We start from the raw sequence: 17592 nt of genomic DNA, 5'->3' as shown, positions 1-17592 counted from the left end.
AGGGCTTTGAAATTATTATTTTTTGCAAAAAATTCAAGATAATTTTATTTTCTATTTTTTATAATAAAATGATTTTTATTATTTTGGAGGATTAGAGTATGAATAGAAGGGATTTTATTAAAAATACCGCTATTGCGAGTGCTGCTAGTGTTGCAGGTCTTAGTGCCCCAAGCCCAGTATTTGGCGCACAAGAGGAAGAATGGAAATGGGATAAAGCCGTTTGTAGATTTTGCGGAACGGGCTGTGGAATTATGATAGCTAGAAAAGATGGCAAAATTGTAGCAATCAAAGGTGATCCTGCTGCTCCTGTAAATCGTGGTCTTAATTGTATTAAAGGATATTTTAACGCTAAAATCATGTATGGAGAAGATCGTCTTGTTATGCCTTTGCTTCGTATGAATGATAAGGGAGAATTTGACAAAAAAGGAAAATTCAAGCAAGTTTCCTGGCAAAGAGCCTTTGATGAAATGGAAAAACAATTTAAAAAAGCCTACAATGAACTCGGCGTTACAGGTATAGGGATTTTTGGTAGTGGACAATACACTATCCAAGAAGGTTATGCTGCTTTAAAACTTGCAAAAGCGGGTTTTAGAACAAATAATATCGATCCAAATGCAAGACATTGTATGGCCTCTGCAGTGGTTGGTTTTATGCAAACTTTTGGTGTAGATGAGCCATCAGGCTGTTATGATGATATAGAACTTACCGATACTATCATCACTTGGGGAGCTAATATGGCTGAAATGCACCCTATACTTTGGTCAAGAGTTAGCGATAGAAAGCTAAGCAATCTTGATAAAGTTAAAATTGTGAATTTAAGCACTTTTTCTAATCGTACTTCAAATATTGCTGATATTGAAATCATTTTTAAACCTAATACAGATTTAGCTATTTGGAACTATATAGCAAGAGAGATTGTTTATAATCATCCTGAAGCTATGGATAAAAAATTCATTAAAGATCATTGTGTATTTGCAACAGGTTATGCAGATATTGGTTATGGCATGAGAAATAATCCAAACCATCCAAAATTTAAAGAAAGCGAAAAAGATACCGTTGTAAAAGAAAATGCAATCACTTTAGATGAAGAAGAAGCAACCTCTCTTTCTTATCTTGGTGTGAAAGCGGGTGATAAATTTGAAATGAAACATCAAGGCGTAGCTGATAAGAATTGGGAAATTTCTTTTGAAGAATTCAAAAAAGGTTTAGCACCTTATACTTTAGAATATACCGCAAAAGTAGCCAAGGGTGATGATAATGAATCTTTAGAAGATTTTAAGAAAAAACTCCAAGAATTGGCTAATTTATATATAGAAAAAAATCGTAAAGTAGTGAGCTTTTGGACTATGGGCTTTAACCAACACACAAGAGGCTCTTGGGTAAATGAACAAGCTTATATGGTGCATTTTTTACTTGGCAAACAAGCTAAGCCAGGTAGTGGGGCTTTCTCTTTAACAGGACAACCAAGTGCCTGTGGAACAGCTAGGGAAGTAGGAACTTTCTCGCATCGTTTGCCTGCAGATATGGTTGTAGCCAATCCAAAACACAGAGAAATTTCTGAAAAAATTTGGAAAGTTCCTGCAAAGACCATCAACCCAAAACCAGGTTCTCCTTATCTTAATATCATGAGAGATTTAGAAGATGGAAAAATTAAATTTGCATGGGTGCAAGTGAATAATCCATGGCAAAATACCGCAAATGCAAATCACTGGATCACAGCAGCTAGAGATATGGATAATTTTATCGTTGTGAGTGATTGTTATCCTGGAATTTCAGCAAAAGTAGCCGATCTTATCTTGCCAAGTGCGATGATTTATGAAAAATGGGGTGCTTATGGTAATGCTGAAAGAAGAACTCAACACTGGAAACAACAAGTTTTACCTGTAGGTGCTGCTATGAGTGATACTTGGCAAATTTTAGAATTTGCAAAACGCTTTAAGCTTAAAGAGGTTTGGAAAGAACAAAAAGTAGATGGTAAGCTTACTTTACCAAGTGTACTAGAAGAAGCAAAAGCTATGGGTTATAGCGAAGATGATACGCTTTTTGATGTTTTATTTGCCAATAAAGAAGCAAAAAGCTTTACTTCAAATGATGCTGTTATGAAAGATTATGACAATAGTGAAGTTAAGGGTGATGAAAGAAAAATTCAAGGCAGTGATGGAAAAGAATTTAAAGGATATGGCTTTTTTGTTCAAAAATATCTTTGGGAAGAGTATCGTAAATTTGGTTTAGGCCATGGTCATGATTTGGCTGATTTTAACACTTATCATCAAGTAAGAGGTCTAAGATGGCCAGTGGTAAATGGTAAAGAAACACAATGGAGATTTAATACTAAATTTGATTATTATGCCAAAAAAGCTGCTCCAAATTCAGATTTTGCTTTCTATGGTGAATTTAATAAAATGCTTACCAATGGGGATTTGATAGCTCCTAAGGATGAAAAAGAACATAGTATTAAAAATAAAGCTAAAATTTTCTTTAGACCATTTATGAAAGCACCTGAAAGACCAAATGAAGAGTATCCATTCTGGCTTTCAACTGGAAGGGTTTTAGAGCATTGGCATAGTGGGACTATGACTATGCGTGTGCCAGAGCTTTACCGTGCTGTTCCAGAAGCACTTTGTTATATGAGTGAAAAAGATGGTGAAAAATTAGGTTTAAATCAAGGAGATTTAGTTTGGGTAGAATCGCGTCGTGGTAAAGTAAAAGCAAGAGTAGATATGCGTGGCAGAAACAAACCACCTGTAGGACTTGTTTATGTGCCTTGGTTTGATGAGAATGTATATATCAATAAAGTTACTCTAGATGCAACTTGCCCACTTTCTAAGCAAACTGACTTTAAAAAATGTGCGGTAAAAATCTATAAAGCTTAAGATAAAGGTTTGATTTGATGAAAGATAGAAGAGAATTTTTTGCTAGTGCTTTTAAAGGTTTGTGTCTTTGTACTGCGGGTGGATTTTTGGCAAATTTAAGCTTAAAGGCTGACGATGATTACGCCTTGAGGCCACCAGGAGCTGAAGATGAGGCGAGATTTTTAAGCAAATGTATTCGTTGTGGTTTGTGTGTAAAAGCCTGTCCATACAATACTTTAAAACTTGCTACTTTGTTAGATAGTGCAAAAAACGGAACTCCTTTTTTTAAGGCTAGAGAAATTCCTTGTTATCTTTGCAAGGACATACCATGTATTAAGGAATGTCCAACCGATGCTTTGGATAAAAAACATTTAGAGCAGGGCATAGAATCTTTAAAAATGGGTATTGCGATCGTAGATAGTGCTTCTTGTGTAGCGCATTGGGGAATTCAGTGTGATGCTTGTTATAGAGCTTGTCCTTTGATAGATAGGGCTTTAAAACTTGAACTTAAACGCAATGAGCGCACTGCTAAGCACGCCTTTTTATTGCCTAGTGTTGATCATGAAGTATGCGTAGGCTGTGGGCTTTGCGAGCTTGCGTGTATTACGGAAAAGCCTGCTATTCGTGTTTTACCACGCGAGTATGTTTTAGGTAAGGCTGGTTCGCATTATGTAAAGGGCTGGGATCAAGAGGATGAAGATCGTATAAAAGATGCAGATACTTCTAAATATTTTGATGCTAAAAAGGCAACAAATTATTTAAATGAGGGAGAATTTTGATGAGGTATTTAATCGCTAGACGCATCGTTCAAATCGGAATTTTAGCTCTTTTTAGTTTTAAGGCTACGGATTTTATCTTAAAAGGAAATTTAAGTTCTTCTAGGCTTTTTGATACCCTGCCTTTAAGCGATCCTTTTGCAGTGATTCAAATTTATTTAGCAAGTTTTAGCATAGATTTAATGGCACTTATGGGAGCTTTGATCGTTTTAATTCTTTATGGAGTTTTCTTAGGTCGTGCTTTTTGTGCTTGGGTATGCCCTGTAAATTTGATTACTGATTTTGCTGCCTTTGTTCGCTCTAAAATGGCTTTTAAACAGAGTAAGGTTTTAATCTTAAGTAAAAATTTAAGATATTATATTTTAGCTTTGAGTTTAATTCTTTCTTTTGTATTGTCTTTGCCTGTATTTGAAAGTATGTCTTATATAGGCATTATACATAGAGGGATTATTTTTGGCACCACTTCTTGGATATTTATAGCTTTTATACTTTTTTGTATAGATGCTTTTTTGAGTCCTAGAGCGATATGTTCGCATTTGTGTCCTTTAGGGGCTTTTTATGCTCTCATCTCTCGTTTTGCGCTTTTAAAAATCAAGCACAATCATCAAAAATGCACTAAGTGTTATAAATGTATTGGAATTTGTCCTGAAAAACAAGTTCTTTGGATGATAGCTAAAGAAAGCGCGAGTGTAAATTCGGGGGAATGTATAAGATGTGGACGCTGTGTAGAAGTGTGTAACGATGATGCTTTAAATTTTAATATATTTGATTTAAGGAAAAAATAATGAAAAAGAAAACGATTTTACTAGGAAGCGTTGCTATAATGTTTTTAGCCGCTTGTGCGTTAAATAGTGGGGTGAGTTCAGAGCAAATTGGACTTAGGAAAGCAAGTTTGGAAAATGAAAATAAGGTAGCTTTGGTCGATGCTAGTTTTACTGCTTTACAGCCAGGTGAATCTGTGCTTTTTGAGCGTTCTTTTGAAAATGCACCACCGCTTATTTCGCATACTATTGAGGATATGTTGCCTATTACTAAGGATAATAACACCTGCCTTAGTTGCCATGATAAAGCAATTGCAACCGATGTTGGCGCAACTCCTCTTCCTGCGAGTCATTATTATGATTTTAGAACTAATAAAACCACAGGAGATGCGATCAGTGATTCGCGCTTTAATTGTACCCAATGTCATGTTCCACAAAGTGATGCAAAACCTTTAGTTGGAAATAGTTTTAAGGCTGAATTTAAAAATGAAGGCTTGAAAAATCGTTCTAATTTAATCGATGTAATTAATGAAGGTGTTGAGTAAAATAATGAAAAAAATTCTTTTCATTTTAAGCTTTTTATATATTTTATCTCCTGCTTATGAGCTAAAGCTTAATTCAAATATTACAGCTTTAAAGCTTGATCAGCAGGAGCTGTATATAGGCACTGATAAGGGTGAGATTTATGAGTATAATCTAAAAGATAAAAGCTTAAAAGAACTTTTATCTTTGCCTAAAATTAAAAATTATTATGAGGGTGATTTTGCTAGAATTTATAATATCGATGTTTATCAAAATTCTCTTTTGATACTTAGCGAAGGCGATTTTGGAGCAAAAAATTTAAGCCTTTATAATAACAATCTTCAAATTCAAACACTTCAAGAAAGCAGTGTTAAAGAGGCTTTTTTTATAGATGAAAATACCTATCTTTTGGTTTTATTGGGTTCTAAAATAGAGCTTGTTGATAAGGATTTAAAGCGTATAAATGAGTTTAAATTCTCTCATTCTAGTTTAAATGATGCAGCTTTAAATGAAGAAAAAACCAAGTTTATAGCAGGATTTGAAAGTGGGGAGGTGGAACTTTTTGATTTGAAAAGTTGGAAAATATTAAAAAACTATGATAAAATGCACAAAGATAATATCTATCAAGTTGATTTTAAAAATGATACTCTTATAAGTTGCGGCACAGATAGGCGTATAGGTTTGGTAAAAAATGAAGAGCAAACTTTTTTGCAAAAAGATTTTTTAATCTATACTTGCGCTTTAAGTCCTAGTGGGAAATTGGCTGCGTATAGTGATAATGAAGAGGGTTTTAATGAGGTTTTTGATACAAATACCCTAAAAACTGTTAGAATTTTCAAGGATGAAAATTTAATGAGTGAAATTATCATTTTTATCAACGAAAGAGAATTGATTATCTCAGGCTTTGGAGATAAAATTGTATTTAGGAGTTTAGATGAATCTTTCTAGCGTTTTGATCGTAGCTAAAGTACAACATATAGATGAATTAAAAAAAGAAATCTTAAAAATTCCTTCATGTTTAATAGAGCTTTGTGAGAATGAAAAAATCATCGTTGTGATAGAAAGTGAAAGTTTAGAAAAAGAGCTTGAGTCTTACAAAATGCTTGAAAAATTACCTCATATTATCAGTATAAATATGGTTTTTTCTTATCAAGATTTGGATAAAGATATCCAGAAAGCTATAAATAGCGGAGCGATACAAACTATAGAAAAAAATGAAAATGCTGAAAATATTCGTTATTATGGTAGTATTTACAATCAAATGTCTTGATTAAAGCTTTTAGATGGTTTTTTTAATTCCTTTACTTATTATTATAGCTATTATTTTTGGTATTGATTATTTGTATTTTAATGATGAAAATGTCAAAGTAAAAGAAGAGCGACAAATTCATAAAAGCGATCCAAATTTAGATAAACAAAGAGAAGAATATCTAAAACATTTATTCAAAGAGAAAAAATGAAGCAAAGAGAACTCTTTCTTCTTACTATCCCTGTTTTAATGGGTTATATCCCTTTAGGGGCTGCTTTTGGAATTTTAGCTGCTAGTAAAGATTTTTCTTTGTTTGAAATTTTGCTTAGTTCAATTTTTATTTATGCAGGTGCTGGGCAATTTCTTTTAGTAGCTTTAGTGGCGCAAAATGTATCTTTTTTGATGATTTTTTTTACTTTGTTTTTATTGAATTTTCGCCATTTTTTCTATACTTTATCACTTTTAAAAGAGCTAAAATCCATTAATTTTCTAAGGCACTATATTATCTTTGCTTTAACAGATGAAAGTTTTGCTCTTTTAAGCTCTATTAAAGAGAAAATCAAAAATCTTAGTCGTGCGCAAAGATCGCTTATTATGTTTGAAGTTTGTTTATTGAATCAAATTTATTGGGTAATAGGTTCTGTTTTGGGTTATTATTTTAAGCAGGGTTTAAATATTGATTATTCGGGTGTAGAATTTAGTCTTAATGCCCTTTTTATTGTGCTAGCTTATGAGCTTTATAAACAAAATCCTAATTTAAAAATTTTACTTTATTCTTCTTTTGTGGCACTTTTTGCTTTATTTTGCATAGACAAGCCTTATATGTTGGCTTTTTGTATTTTTATCGCTCTGATGATTTTGATTTTTGGAAAAAAATATGTTAGATAAAAATATTTTATATGCGATTTTAGCAGCTTCTTTAGCGACTTATTTAACTCGTGTTTTAGCTTTTATTTTGTTTAAAAATAAAAAAGAAAACTATCACTTGCTTTTTGTGCAGTATAATATGCCTTTAGTTATCATCATCATTTTATTTTTTTATACTTTTTATGAGGTGGATTTTTATTCTTATCCTTATGGGCTTGATTTTATTGTATCTTGTATTTTGGTATTTTTGATACATCTGCTTTTTAAAAATGCACTTCTTAGCATTATTTTAGGAACTATTTTTTATATGTTTGTGTTAAGATTGTTTTAATGGACTATACTTTATTTATCTTGACTTTTGTTTCGGTTTCTTTACTGCCAGGATTGTGTATGAGCCTAGCTTTTTCCTTGGGACTTTCTTTAGGATATAAAAATACTTTATGGATGATATTTGGCGAGCTTGTGGGATTAGCATTAGTGGTTTTGTGTTGTGCTTTGGGGATAGAGTTTATTTTGCGATATGAAAATTTATTTAAATTTTTTCAAATAGCGGGTGCTTTATATCTTTTATATATTGCTTTTATATTGTTTAAATCAAAAAGTCAAATTACTCAAGAAAAAATCATCCATAAGAAAAAATTTTCTCTTATCATCCAAGGCTTTATAGCTTCATCTTCTAATCCAAAAGCATGGATTTTTATGTTTTCCATCTTGCCTTCTTTTTTAAAATTTCAAGTGAATGTAAATATTTTGCTTTTGATTATTTTGTTGATAGAATTTTGCTCTTTAAGTCTTTATGCTTTAGGCGGAAGTATATTTAAGATCTTTATGAATAAGCATTTAGATAAAATCAATAAAATCAGCGCTTTGTTTATCTTTGCAATGGCTCTTAGCGTATTATATAAAGTTTAACTTAAAATGCTTTTTGCTAAAATTAAAAAAAAATATTAGGAAAGATAATGAAAAACACAGTTACAGAAGCTTCCATTTATGAAGCCCAAGGGCTTAAGGATGAAGCTTTAGAGATTTATAAAAATATTTTAAAAGAAGATCCTAATAACCAAAATGCAATTGATGCAGTGCGTCGTCTTAGTGGGTTTCGTTCTAAGCATCAGGATTTAAATACTCAAATGCTTGATTTTTTTATAAATATGAAAAGCGATGAAGAGATCAATGAATTTAAAAGGTGGTTGATAAAAATATGAATTTAGAAGATTTGGCAAAGAAAACTATCAGTGAAGTTAGCTCTATCATGGAAGAACAAAGAAGGCAAAGTGAAATTCTAAAAGAACAAGAAGAGCTTAGAAAGACTCAAATTCAAGAGGATATGCCTACGGTTAAACTTAAGGAAGAGCCTATTTTGGAGCAAGAATTAGAAGATAAAATTTCTATGGCGAAATTTGAAGAAGAGCAAAAAATTCAAGAAGAGATAAAAAATTTAGATGAATTAAATCAAGAAAATAAAGAGCCAGTTAAAGAAGAGGCTGTTTTGCAAAGTGAAATTTTAAACCCTAGTATTATAGCAGAGGTGCAAACTCTTAATGAAGATATATTTTTAAAACACCTTAGAGAAAGAATTTTGGTTCTTTTTGAGGGTTTAAATAGTGTTAAGGAGGAGAATTTGGAACACAGACTTCAATTAACTATTAATTTTTTAGAGTTTTTGCTTGCAAACATCGAAGATAAGCTTAAAAAATAATGCAGATTTAAAATTTGTCATTGATTTTCTAAGTCCCTATACTCAAAGGGCTTATTTGGTTGGTGGGAGTGTAAGGGATTTATTTTTAGGTTTAGAAATTTATGATTATGATATAGAGCTTTACGATATAACGCCTAGTGATTTTGAAAAAATGATGAAAAAACTAGGCGCGCAAGGCTTTGGAAAAAGTTTTTTTGTATATAAATTTAAAAATTATGATTTTGCTCTTGCTAGAACTGAAAACAAGACAGGTTATGGGCATACGGGTTTTGAGGTGCAAATTTGTAATGATGAAAAATTAGGCGCCAAAAGACGCGATTTTACTATAAATTCTATGATGATCAATCTTTTTAATGATGAGTTTTTAGACTTTTATGGAGGATTAAAAGATCTAGAGCAGGGCATTTTAAGGCATATTGATCAAACAAGTTTTCAAGAAGATAGTTTAAGAATTTTAAGAGCAGTGGCTTTTGCTTCAAGATTTGATTTTAAAATAGCAGATGAAAGCTTAAAATTAATGCAAAGCATGAATATAAAAGATCTTAGCAGAGATAGGATCAATGCTGAGCTTTATAAATTTTTTAAAAGCTCTAAGCTTGAAGTGGGCTATAAATATTTACAAGAGCTTAATATGGAAAAAGAAATTTTTGGCTTTGATAGTGCTTTTAAAAGCATGGAATTTCAAGCTTTGCTTAGAAAAAGTAGAGAAGTAGTTAAAGACGATGCTTTGTTTTTGTATTTGTATTTAAATTTTTTTAATTTAAACAAAGAGGAATTTTTTAAAAAAAGCAAAATAAAAAAAGAGTATTTCAAAAAGGCAAATCAAGCTTTTTATCTTGATGAAATGAGTGATTTTGATTTAGCAAGTATTGCTTTGGATATGCCTTTAAAAGAATGGCTTGGGCTTTGGGATAAAGAGCGCATAAAGTGGGCTAAAAAATTCAAACTTTATGAGAACAAATTTAAAACAAGTATTTTAGCAAAAGATTTTCTTGATGCTGGAATTTATGGTAAAATGTTGGGTTTAAAGCTTAAAGAAGCAAGAGAAAATGAATTATATGAATATATTAAAAGGTTAAATTAAATGATTTCTGTATTAAAAATTTGCACCAAGGATCAAAAAGGTTTGATTTATCGTATTTCTGATGTGATTTTTAAATATCATATCAATATAGTAAAAAATGATGAATTTGTGGGCGAAGAAATGTTTTTTTTCCGCGCTATTTTAGAGGGTGAATTTGATAAAAAAGCCTTTGTTGGGACACTTGAGGCGATGTTGGGAGAAGAAGCTTATATAGAGCTTTGTGAAAAAAGAAAGAAAGATATTATTGTTTTTGCTACTAAAGAAAGCCATTGTTTGGGAGATTTATTGATCAAGTATTATAGCAATGAGCTTGAGGCTAATATCAAAGCCGTGATTTCTAATCACGACACTCTTAAAAACTTAGTAGAAAAATTTGAAATCCCTTATCATTGCATCAGTGCAGAAAATTTAAAGCGCGAAGAGCAGGAAAAACAAGTTTTAGAATGTTTAAAAGAATATCAATTTGATTATTTGGTTTTGGCAAAATATATGAGAATTTTATCCCCTGATTTTGTCAAACATTTTGAAGGAAAGATAGTTAATATCCATCATTCTTTCTTGCCTGCATTTGTGGGAGCAAATCCCTATAAACAAGCTTTTGAGCGTGGGGTGAAGATTATTGGAGCTACGGCACATTTTGTTAATAATAATCTTGATGAAGGGCCGATTATCACTCAAGCAGTTTTGCCTGTAAGTCATGAATACACTTGGCAAGATATGCAGCAAGCTGGACGCAATGTTGAAAAAAATGTGCTTTCAAAAGCTCTTGATTTGGTTTTTGATGATAGAATTTTTATACATAAAAATAAAACCATAGTATTTTGATAAAAGATTGAGTATTTTTAAGCAAGTAAGTTTTATATTTTTATATAAAAATATAAAACTTAAAACATTTTAAGTTCTCTTTTAATTATAAAGAATATAATTTTTTCCATTTTTAAAATTATCTTTATAAGTAATGAAACAAGAAGAGGATATGGTATGTTTATTTTTAGTCCTTTGTTTACGATTTTTATCTTACTAGCAGGTGGGTATTTTGCTAAAAGAGTGGGTATCTTAAAACAAAAACAAGCAAGAACCTTTTTAGATTTTGCTATCGTTTTTGCTTTGCCTTGTTTAATTTTCGATAAAGCTTATCATTTAAATTTTGATTTCTCTTTGATTGTTTTGATATTTATAGGATTTTTTAGTTGTGCTCTTGCTGCTTTTATAGTCGTATTTTTAGGTTTTATTTTTAATTTTTCAAAAGCAACACTAGTGAGTATGTTTTTACTCTCTTGCTTTGGAAATACTATTTTTGTGGGTATGCCTATCGTTGAAGGCATTTTTGCTAATGCGCAATTTGGCGCAGAAGTAATACTATATGATGCTTTAGCTACTACTTTGCCTATTTCTCTTTTGGGGCCTTTTATCCTTTCTTTGGGAAGTGGTGAAAAAGTAAGTTTGGTAGCAAATATTAAAAAAATTCTTTCTTTTCCACCTTTTTTGGCTTTGCTTTTGGGTTTTTTGTGTAAATTAATATCCTTGCCTGAATTTATTTTTTCCCCTATTCGTTTATTTGGTGGTGCAGCTACTCCAGTGGCACTTTTTGCCATAGGTTTGGGGCTTGGTTTTATGGCGATTAAAACTGCTTATAAACCTACTATTCTTGTGATTTTAGCTAAAATGGTTTTAGCACCTTTAATTTTTGTGCTTTTATTAAAGCTTTTTGGTTTTGAAATGAAAGCTTCAATCATAGTTGCCATCATAGAAAGTGCCACGCCTACAATGACTTTAGCAGGAGCTATGGTAATGAAGGCTAAATTAGATAGCAATCTAGCTGTAAGTACTGTGGCTTTTGGAGTGCTTTTTGCTTTTATTTCTATGCCAATTTTAGTTTGGGCTTTGGCGTAAATTTAAATATATGAAAGAATTATAAGAAAAAATTAAAAAAGCAAAGAGTATTTATCTCTTTGCTAAAAATTTATTATTTTAAACCAAGCTTTTTGCTAATTCCTTAGCGCCTTTTAAGTCCACTTTTCCAGAGCCTAAAAGTGGAATTTTTTCTACTTTTAGATAGCGACTTGGCTTGAAAATAGCAGGCATACTTGAGCTTTTTATAGCTTCGCAAACACCTTCAAAGAATTCTTCATCACATTCTATAAGCAAGGCAACTTGTTCGCCTTTTTTCTCATCTTCTAAAGCTACGGTGCAAAATTTCACTATATTTGTATCGATGAATTTAGCGATTTCTTCTTCTAGAGCACCTAAAGATATCATCTCTCCACCGATTTTCGCAAAACGCGAATAACGATCTACGATATACAAAAATCCATCTTCATCTAAATGCCCTTTATCGCCGGTGTTATACCATCTTATGCCATCGATTTCTTTGATGACTTCATCGGTTTTTTCTTTGTTGTTAAGATATCCTACCATGACTTGGTGTCCGCCTATGAGTATCAGCCCATCTTCATTTGTTTTTAGAGTTTCGTAAGTATTAGGATCGACAATGCGAACTGCAGTTCCAGGTAGAGGCATGCCCACACTTCCTTCTTTGCTTGCGCGGTGAACTATCCAATAATCCGCATCAAAGCGATTAGGCAAATTCACGCTTGCAACAGGAGTGGTTTCAGTCGCTCCATAGCCCTCAAAAATACTCTTTTTAAATTTCATTTCAAAGGCAGATCGAACTTCGCTTTTAAGCTTTTCAGCTCCTGAAACAACCACTCTTAAGCTTTCAAACATAATGGCATCAAGCTTTTTATTTCTAGCGTAAATTCCTAAGAAGGTCGAGGTTCCACACATTATCGTAACATTGTTTTTGGCTACAGCTTTTGCTATGCCTAAAGCATCGGTTGGATCAGCAAAAGTAATGCTTTTAATACTTTCAAGTAAAGGTAAAAATGTAGTAACAGTTAGCCCAAAAGCATGAAAAGGTGGCAAGGATGAAAGTATTACATCGTTGTTTCTTGTGCAAAGCACATCTGAAATTTGAGCGATATTGCTTAGGATATTTCGGTTATTTAACATTACGCCTTTTGGAGTGCCTTCGCTACCACTGCTAAAAAGAATAGCTGCTATGGCAAGATTGTTTTTAGAAGGAGCAAAGATCGCTTTTAATATAAAGCTAGGTAAAATACTAACTGCCATCATCATTGCTAAAATTTTACTTTTTTGTTTTTTAAAGATTTCAACCACATCTTCCATGTAGATAAGATTTACTTCTTCACCAAAATTTAAAGACACGCCTTTGCTTTCTAATTTTTCTAAGAATTTCTTAGAAGTATAAATTTGTGAAATTTGAGCACTTTTTACTGCTGCTTGTAAGGCTTTTTCTCCCGCAGTAAAATTTAAATTTACTACAACTTTTTGTGCAAGCAAGACACTTAAATTTAGCAAAGAACTAGCAAAAGAAGCAGGAAGTAAAATTCCTACACATTCTTCTTTGGGCGCATAAGATCCGCGTTCAAAATTGCTATTGATTTTTTTTGAATTTTCTTTTATAAGGGTGCTTAAAATAAAACTAAGACTCAATAATTTTCTATAGCTAATCGCTCCTGCTAAAGAGTCGATTATAGCTATATTACTAAGATTTCTCTTAGCGCTGGTGATAAAAGCTCTTGCTATGGTATGCATTGCTTCGCATTGAGATTTCCAAGCCATAAAAGAAAGTTCAAAAACTTTAGCTTTTACCTCTTCTTTTTTAGAATGTAAAGACATAGGAGCACCAAAGGCTATAGCGATATTTCTTTTGCTTAAGGTGCGATTTCTAGCTGAAAACTCCTCATCACTTCTTGAAAAAGTGCTACCCCAAAGTCCGCGTATATAAAAAGGTAAAATCACCCCATCATCTTCTTCTAAATTTGAGCAAACATGTTCAAATCCACCTTTAAATTCATTGAGTTGCCCATGTCTTGAAAGCACGCCTTCAGGAAAAAGACAAACCAAATCCCCTTGTTTAATACGCTCTGCAATAAGCTCTAAGCTAGCCTTGCTTGCTGCACTTGAAACAGGAATGACACCAAATTTATCAAGAAAAATTTTGATATACCATTTAGAATAAATACTTCGCTCCATGACAAAATAAATTTTTCTAGGAATTGCCATTTGCACTATAGCCCAATCGATAAAAGAAATATGATTGCCCAAAAGCAAGGCACCGCCTTTTTCAGGGATATTTTTAAAGCCTTCCACAAGCAAACGATAGCGTCCTAAAAATGCTATGCTTAAAAGCATTCTTACTAAAGAAAAAGGGAGTTTAAAGACTACATAAATCGCACCCAAAAAAGCAACAAGTGTAATGAAGTAAAATAAATAAATTACATTGATTTCTAAATTGGCAAATAAAGTTGCCAAAACAAGAAAAGTAAGCATGGCGATATTTTGTATGAAGTTATTGCCTGCTAAAATTTTACCCAGTTCATTTTCTTTTGCATGAAATTGTATAAGAGAATTTAAAGGTATGATAAATAACGCACCGCAAAAACCAAAGATAAAAAAGATAAAACTATATGTAATCAAACTTGTAAAATAGGGCATAATCAAGGCCATTAAAAACACGCCCAAAGCCCCAAAAGGAATGAGTCCAAGCTCGATATAATTTTTAGAAAACCTACCCGCTATTAAAGAGCCTAAAACGACTCCAATCCCTGAAAATCCTAAAGAAACTTGTACAAAAAAAGTATTTTCAATAAAAAGTTCATTTTTACTAAATACGGGAAAACTTACAAGATATAATTGCGATATCGCCCAAAATATCGAAATTCCAACGATACAAAGCCAAATTACTTTATTTTCAAAAATAAGTTTTAAATTGCTCATCAACAATTTTCCGCTCAAATAGCGTTTAGAATCAAATTTTAATTCTTTTATCTCATCTTTAAGTTTAGGTAAACGCCACGCTAAGTAAAGCTCTATGAGTGAAAAAAGTATAAGTAAAAATCCCAAAGGTGCAACTTGCTTTAAAACCTCTTCTGAGCTGTTATGATTTATATCATATAAGCTTTCAAAACTTAAAGAAAAAAGACTCATTCCAGCTAGTATAGCCACGATGCTTACTGCATTAACTGCACCATTTCCCATCGCAAGTAAATCTTTTCCGACTAATTCTTTAATAAAGCCGTATTTGCTAGGAGAATAAAGTGCAGCTTGAATTCCCATGATGAAAGTAAGTGTAAAAGCTGTCCAAAAAGCCCCATTATAATAGCTTATACAAATGATAATCGTAAGCATAACGCTAAAAGCTGCTGAGAGTTTCATGATAAGATTTTTTGGATATTTGTCTGCTAAAAATCCTGAGGGTGAAAGCATTAAAATAAAAGGTAGAAGGATAAGAGCATTAACAATGGCTGTTAAAAGAAGCTGTGTGCTACCTTCATAAACCTTATAAATAGTATTTTGAATGATGATTTTATGCCCTAAATCTACAAAAGCATTGATGAAAGCTACAAGCAAAAAGGGTATGAGCCCATAGATTTTTAAAAAAGAATTTTTTTGCATATAATTTACTCCTAAATTTATGAAAACTTTATAAAAGTGGCATTGATTTTATCATAAAATTCTAACAATAAAATAGAAGATGATTTAAGATAAGAATTAGAAATCTTTCTTAAATATCTTTATCTTTAAAATTATTCACAAGATAAACTTACATAAAACTAGGTGCATCATTAGAAAAAAGTATCAAATCGCCTTGTTGGGTTTCTTTTGCTAAAACCTTAACAAGATCTGCTTTTTCTTTGAGTATGATGGTTTTTATTTTAAGTTCTTTTTTAAAGATATCAGCATTAACCTGTGCTGTGATGACGGCAAGATCAAAGCATTCATTGATGATTTTGGCTAATTTTACATTTTCATCCTTATCTACTTCTACTATACCAGGGCTAACTAAAACCTTGCGCCCTTTATAGTTTTTGCAAAGCTTATAGCTTGCACTCATACCTTTATAATTTCCATTAAAACCATCATCGATGATGAATTTAGGCTCTTTAGAGATGATTTGTAAGCGATGTTCTACTGAATTGATTTTTAAAACTTGCTTTTGAATTTTTTCTATTTTTACGCCTAGATAATTTGCACAAAGTATACAAGCGCAAAGATTTTGAGCATTAAAATCTCCTAGAATTTGGCTTTTAAATTCATATGTTTTATTTTCTAAATTGATCTTAAATTCCAAACCTTGAAGACTTGCTTGAATGTCTTGTAATTTATCATCGTAAAGCAAGATAAGCTCATCTTCGCTTTTTTGGGTGCTAGTATGTAAAAAAGCTTTTTCTAATCTTTTGGAATTTAAAGCTTCGAGTTTGGTTTTTCGCGTATTTTCTATATTTTTAAAATACTCTAAATGCGCATTTCCTATCTCTCCTACAATGCAAATTTGAGGCTCTAAAAAACGCGTTATAACATCAATATCGCCTTTTACTCTTGCTCCTGCTTCTGCTATGTAAATTTGTGTATCATCGCTTAAATTTGTATTGATATCTGCGATAATGCCAAGTAGGGTATTTACAGAGCGAGGGGTTTTGTAGGTTTTAAAATCATCTTTTAAAAGCTCATAGAGGAAATTTTTAATACTTGTTTTTCCAAAACTTGCAGTAATGAGTATGATTTTTAATTGTGGATTGTTTTGAAGTTTGGCTTTGGCTTTATTTTTAAAATATAAATTGCTAAATAGCTCAAAGATTTTAAGACTTATAAGAGCAAAAGGCAGGGCAAAAAGATTAAAAAGAAAAGAAAAACGCAAAGCAAGTATGGCAAAAAGGGTATTGTAAATAAATACGAAAACAAAAAACCATTTAACCTTACTTGTAAAGACGAGTTTTTTATCTATGCTTTTATTCCAAAAATATAAAATCGGAGTATGAATAAGTGCAAAATACGCCAAAGAATATAAAGGAAAAGTCAAAAAGAAAAAATAAGGTAAAAATAAAAAATACAAATGCCACAAAGGTCTATGATAGTGAAAAAATACGCGTTTAAATTTATAAGAATACCATTGTAAAGCGCTCATAAGATAAAAAGCTACACAAAAATTAAAAAACAAAGAATTGATAAAATAAAGTGTATTGGTTAGCATTGGTTTTCCTTGATTTTATTGGCTATAAATAAAGAATGTTTTAAAAAGAAAAAATGATCCCCTTCTAAAGGATAAAATTCGCTATTTTTGATAAGCTTGTGCATTGCTTCTCCGCTTTTTAAAGGGGTGGCTTTATCATCAATCCCCCAAAAAATAAGGCTTTTATTGTCGATTTTAGCAAAAGTTTGACTCAGATCTTCATCTACTACATTTTTAAAAGTTTGATACATCAAAGGGTTTAAATTTGCTCCATCTTTGCTTGCAAAATAACGATAAAATCTACCCAAACCCAATTTTTTTAGAAATTTAAACAGCATGATTTTAAAACGCACTTTAAAAGATTTTTTTGCAAGTATGCCTGAATTTGAAAGCAAAACAAGTTGAGCTTTTTGAAAATCCAAAACAAGTAAAGCAGCTATTTTTCCACCAAAAGAATGTCCTAGAAAAATATCAATATCAAGTTTTTTTTCTTTTAAAAATTCTTTTATGATATTTACATAATCTTGACTATAAAGACTTTTTGGCGCACTTGAATTTCCAAAACCAGGTAAATCTAGATAAATTTGACAAAAATCATTTAAATTTTTAGAAAAAGCTTGCTTCATAAGCTCCTTATTTGCACCCCATCCATGCAATATGAGTAAAGATTTTTTCTTATCTTGATTTAAAATTTCATAACTTAATTCATAAGTATCATTATTATAAATCACATTTACAAGCGCCAT

Annotated in this window: 18 protein-coding genes; 15 read left to right on the top strand and 3 right to left on the bottom strand. The window is 31.6% G+C overall.

Features of this window, described 5'->3' with window-relative positions:
* The first annotated feature begins 98 nt into the window (after nucleotides 1–98).
* From napA to FOC43_RS03710, 15 genes are all read left to right on the top strand, one after another.
* Nucleotides 99–2873, top strand: coding sequence for a periplasmic nitrate reductase subunit alpha (napA, locus tag FOC43_RS03775; protein WP_004284225.1), 2775 nt, complete (start codon nucleotides 99–101; stop codon nucleotides 2871–2873).
* A 17-nt stretch (nucleotides 2874–2890) separates the two neighbouring features.
* Nucleotides 2891–3631 (top strand): ferredoxin-type protein NapG, encoded by a 741-nt coding sequence (napG, locus tag FOC43_RS03770; protein ID WP_002784911.1) that lies wholly within the window; start codon nucleotides 2891–2893, stop codon nucleotides 3629–3631.
* A complete protein-coding gene (napH, locus tag FOC43_RS03765; RefSeq protein WP_072212041.1) occupies nucleotides 3628–4413 on the top strand; it encodes a quinol dehydrogenase ferredoxin subunit NapH in 786 nt (261 codons plus the stop codon). Before napG ends, napH begins: the two co-directional genes overlap by 4 nt.
* On the top strand, nucleotides 4410–4934 hold the full coding sequence (locus FOC43_RS03760) for a nitrate reductase cytochrome c-type subunit (protein ID WP_072212040.1): 525 nt from the start codon (nucleotides 4410–4412) through the stop codon (nucleotides 4932–4934). The genes napH and FOC43_RS03760 overlap by 4 nt, the downstream gene beginning before the upstream one ends.
* Nucleotides 4935–4938: 4 nt before the next feature.
* The gene (locus tag FOC43_RS03755) at nucleotides 4939–5859 is read left to right on the top strand and encodes a WD40 repeat domain-containing protein (protein ID WP_002780405.1); all 921 of its coding nucleotides are present in this window, start codon (nucleotides 4939–4941) and stop codon (nucleotides 5857–5859) included.
* Entirely contained in the window at nucleotides 5846–6181 is a 336-nt protein-coding gene (locus tag FOC43_RS03750; protein WP_004284220.1) for a chaperone NapD, read from the top strand. Before FOC43_RS03755 ends, FOC43_RS03750 begins: the two co-directional genes overlap by 14 nt.
* A gap of 13 nt (nucleotides 6182–6194) precedes the next feature.
* Nucleotides 6195–6371, top strand: coding sequence for a hypothetical protein (locus FOC43_RS08870; protein WP_002776684.1), 177 nt, complete (start codon nucleotides 6195–6197; stop codon nucleotides 6369–6371).
* Nucleotides 6368–7048 (top strand): AzlC family ABC transporter permease, encoded by a 681-nt coding sequence (locus FOC43_RS03745; RefSeq protein WP_002776685.1) that lies wholly within the window; start codon nucleotides 6368–6370, stop codon nucleotides 7046–7048. The genes FOC43_RS08870 and FOC43_RS03745 overlap by 4 nt, the downstream gene beginning before the upstream one ends.
* Nucleotides 7038–7358, top strand: coding sequence for a branched-chain amino acid transporter permease (locus FOC43_RS03740; RefSeq protein WP_002776686.1), 321 nt, complete (start codon nucleotides 7038–7040; stop codon nucleotides 7356–7358). Before FOC43_RS03745 ends, FOC43_RS03740 begins: the two co-directional genes overlap by 11 nt.
* Nucleotides 7358–7939, top strand: coding sequence for a LysE family translocator (locus FOC43_RS03735; RefSeq protein ID WP_004284218.1), 582 nt, complete (start codon nucleotides 7358–7360; stop codon nucleotides 7937–7939). The genes FOC43_RS03740 and FOC43_RS03735 overlap by 1 nt, the downstream gene beginning before the upstream one ends.
* Before the next feature lie 44 nt (nucleotides 7940–7983).
* A complete protein-coding gene (locus tag FOC43_RS03730; RefSeq protein ID WP_087721326.1) occupies nucleotides 7984–8232 on the top strand; it encodes a tetratricopeptide repeat protein in 249 nt (82 codons plus the stop codon).
* Nucleotides 8229–8726 carry an effector protein CiaD gene (ciaD, locus tag FOC43_RS03725; RefSeq protein ID WP_002776689.1) on the top strand — a complete coding sequence of 166 codons (498 nt, stop codon included), beginning with the start codon at nucleotides 8229–8231 and terminating at the stop codon, nucleotides 8724–8726. The genes FOC43_RS03730 and ciaD overlap by 4 nt, the downstream gene beginning before the upstream one ends.
* Nucleotides 8695–9810, top strand: a complete 1116-nt coding sequence (locus tag FOC43_RS03720) for a tRNA nucleotidyltransferase/poly(A) polymerase family protein (RefSeq protein WP_002780402.1) — start codon at nucleotides 8695–8697, stop codon at nucleotides 9808–9810. Before ciaD ends, FOC43_RS03720 begins: the two co-directional genes overlap by 32 nt.
* Nucleotides 9811–10635, top strand: coding sequence for a formyltetrahydrofolate deformylase (gene purU, locus FOC43_RS03715; RefSeq protein ID WP_002776691.1), 825 nt, complete (start codon nucleotides 9811–9813; stop codon nucleotides 10633–10635).
* A gap of 156 nt (nucleotides 10636–10791) precedes the next feature.
* Nucleotides 10792–11703: an AEC family transporter gene (locus FOC43_RS03710; RefSeq protein WP_002776695.1), complete on the top strand. Its 912-nt coding sequence runs from the start codon at nucleotides 10792–10794 to the stop codon at nucleotides 11701–11703.
* A gap of 78 nt (nucleotides 11704–11781) precedes the next feature.
* Here FOC43_RS03710 and FOC43_RS03705 read toward each other — a convergent pair whose 3' ends face one another.
* The 3 genes from FOC43_RS03705 to FOC43_RS03695 all read right to left on the bottom strand — a co-directional run bounded on the left by FOC43_RS03705 (nucleotide 11782) and on the right by FOC43_RS03695 (nucleotide 17592).
* Nucleotides 11782–15291: an acyl-[ACP]--phospholipid O-acyltransferase gene (locus FOC43_RS03705; protein ID WP_002776696.1), complete on the bottom strand. Its 3510-nt coding sequence runs from the start codon at nucleotides 15289–15291 to the stop codon at nucleotides 11782–11784.
* 148 nt (nucleotides 15292–15439) lie between these two features.
* Nucleotides 15440–16867 (bottom strand): Mur ligase family protein, encoded by a 1428-nt coding sequence (locus FOC43_RS03700; protein ID WP_002785025.1) that lies wholly within the window; start codon nucleotides 16865–16867, stop codon nucleotides 15440–15442.
* A complete protein-coding gene (locus FOC43_RS03695; protein ID WP_002780330.1) occupies nucleotides 16861–17592 on the bottom strand; it encodes an alpha/beta fold hydrolase in 732 nt (243 codons plus the stop codon). The genes FOC43_RS03700 and FOC43_RS03695 overlap by 7 nt, the downstream gene beginning before the upstream one ends.

This window comes from Campylobacter coli (assembly GCF_009730395.1).
In the GTDB taxonomy this organism is placed as follows: Bacteria; Campylobacterota; Campylobacteria; order Campylobacterales; family Campylobacteraceae; genus Campylobacter_D; species Campylobacter_D coli.
Note: the sequence above shows the minus strand (reverse complement) of the source record. Positions and strands in the feature narration are given on the sequence as shown.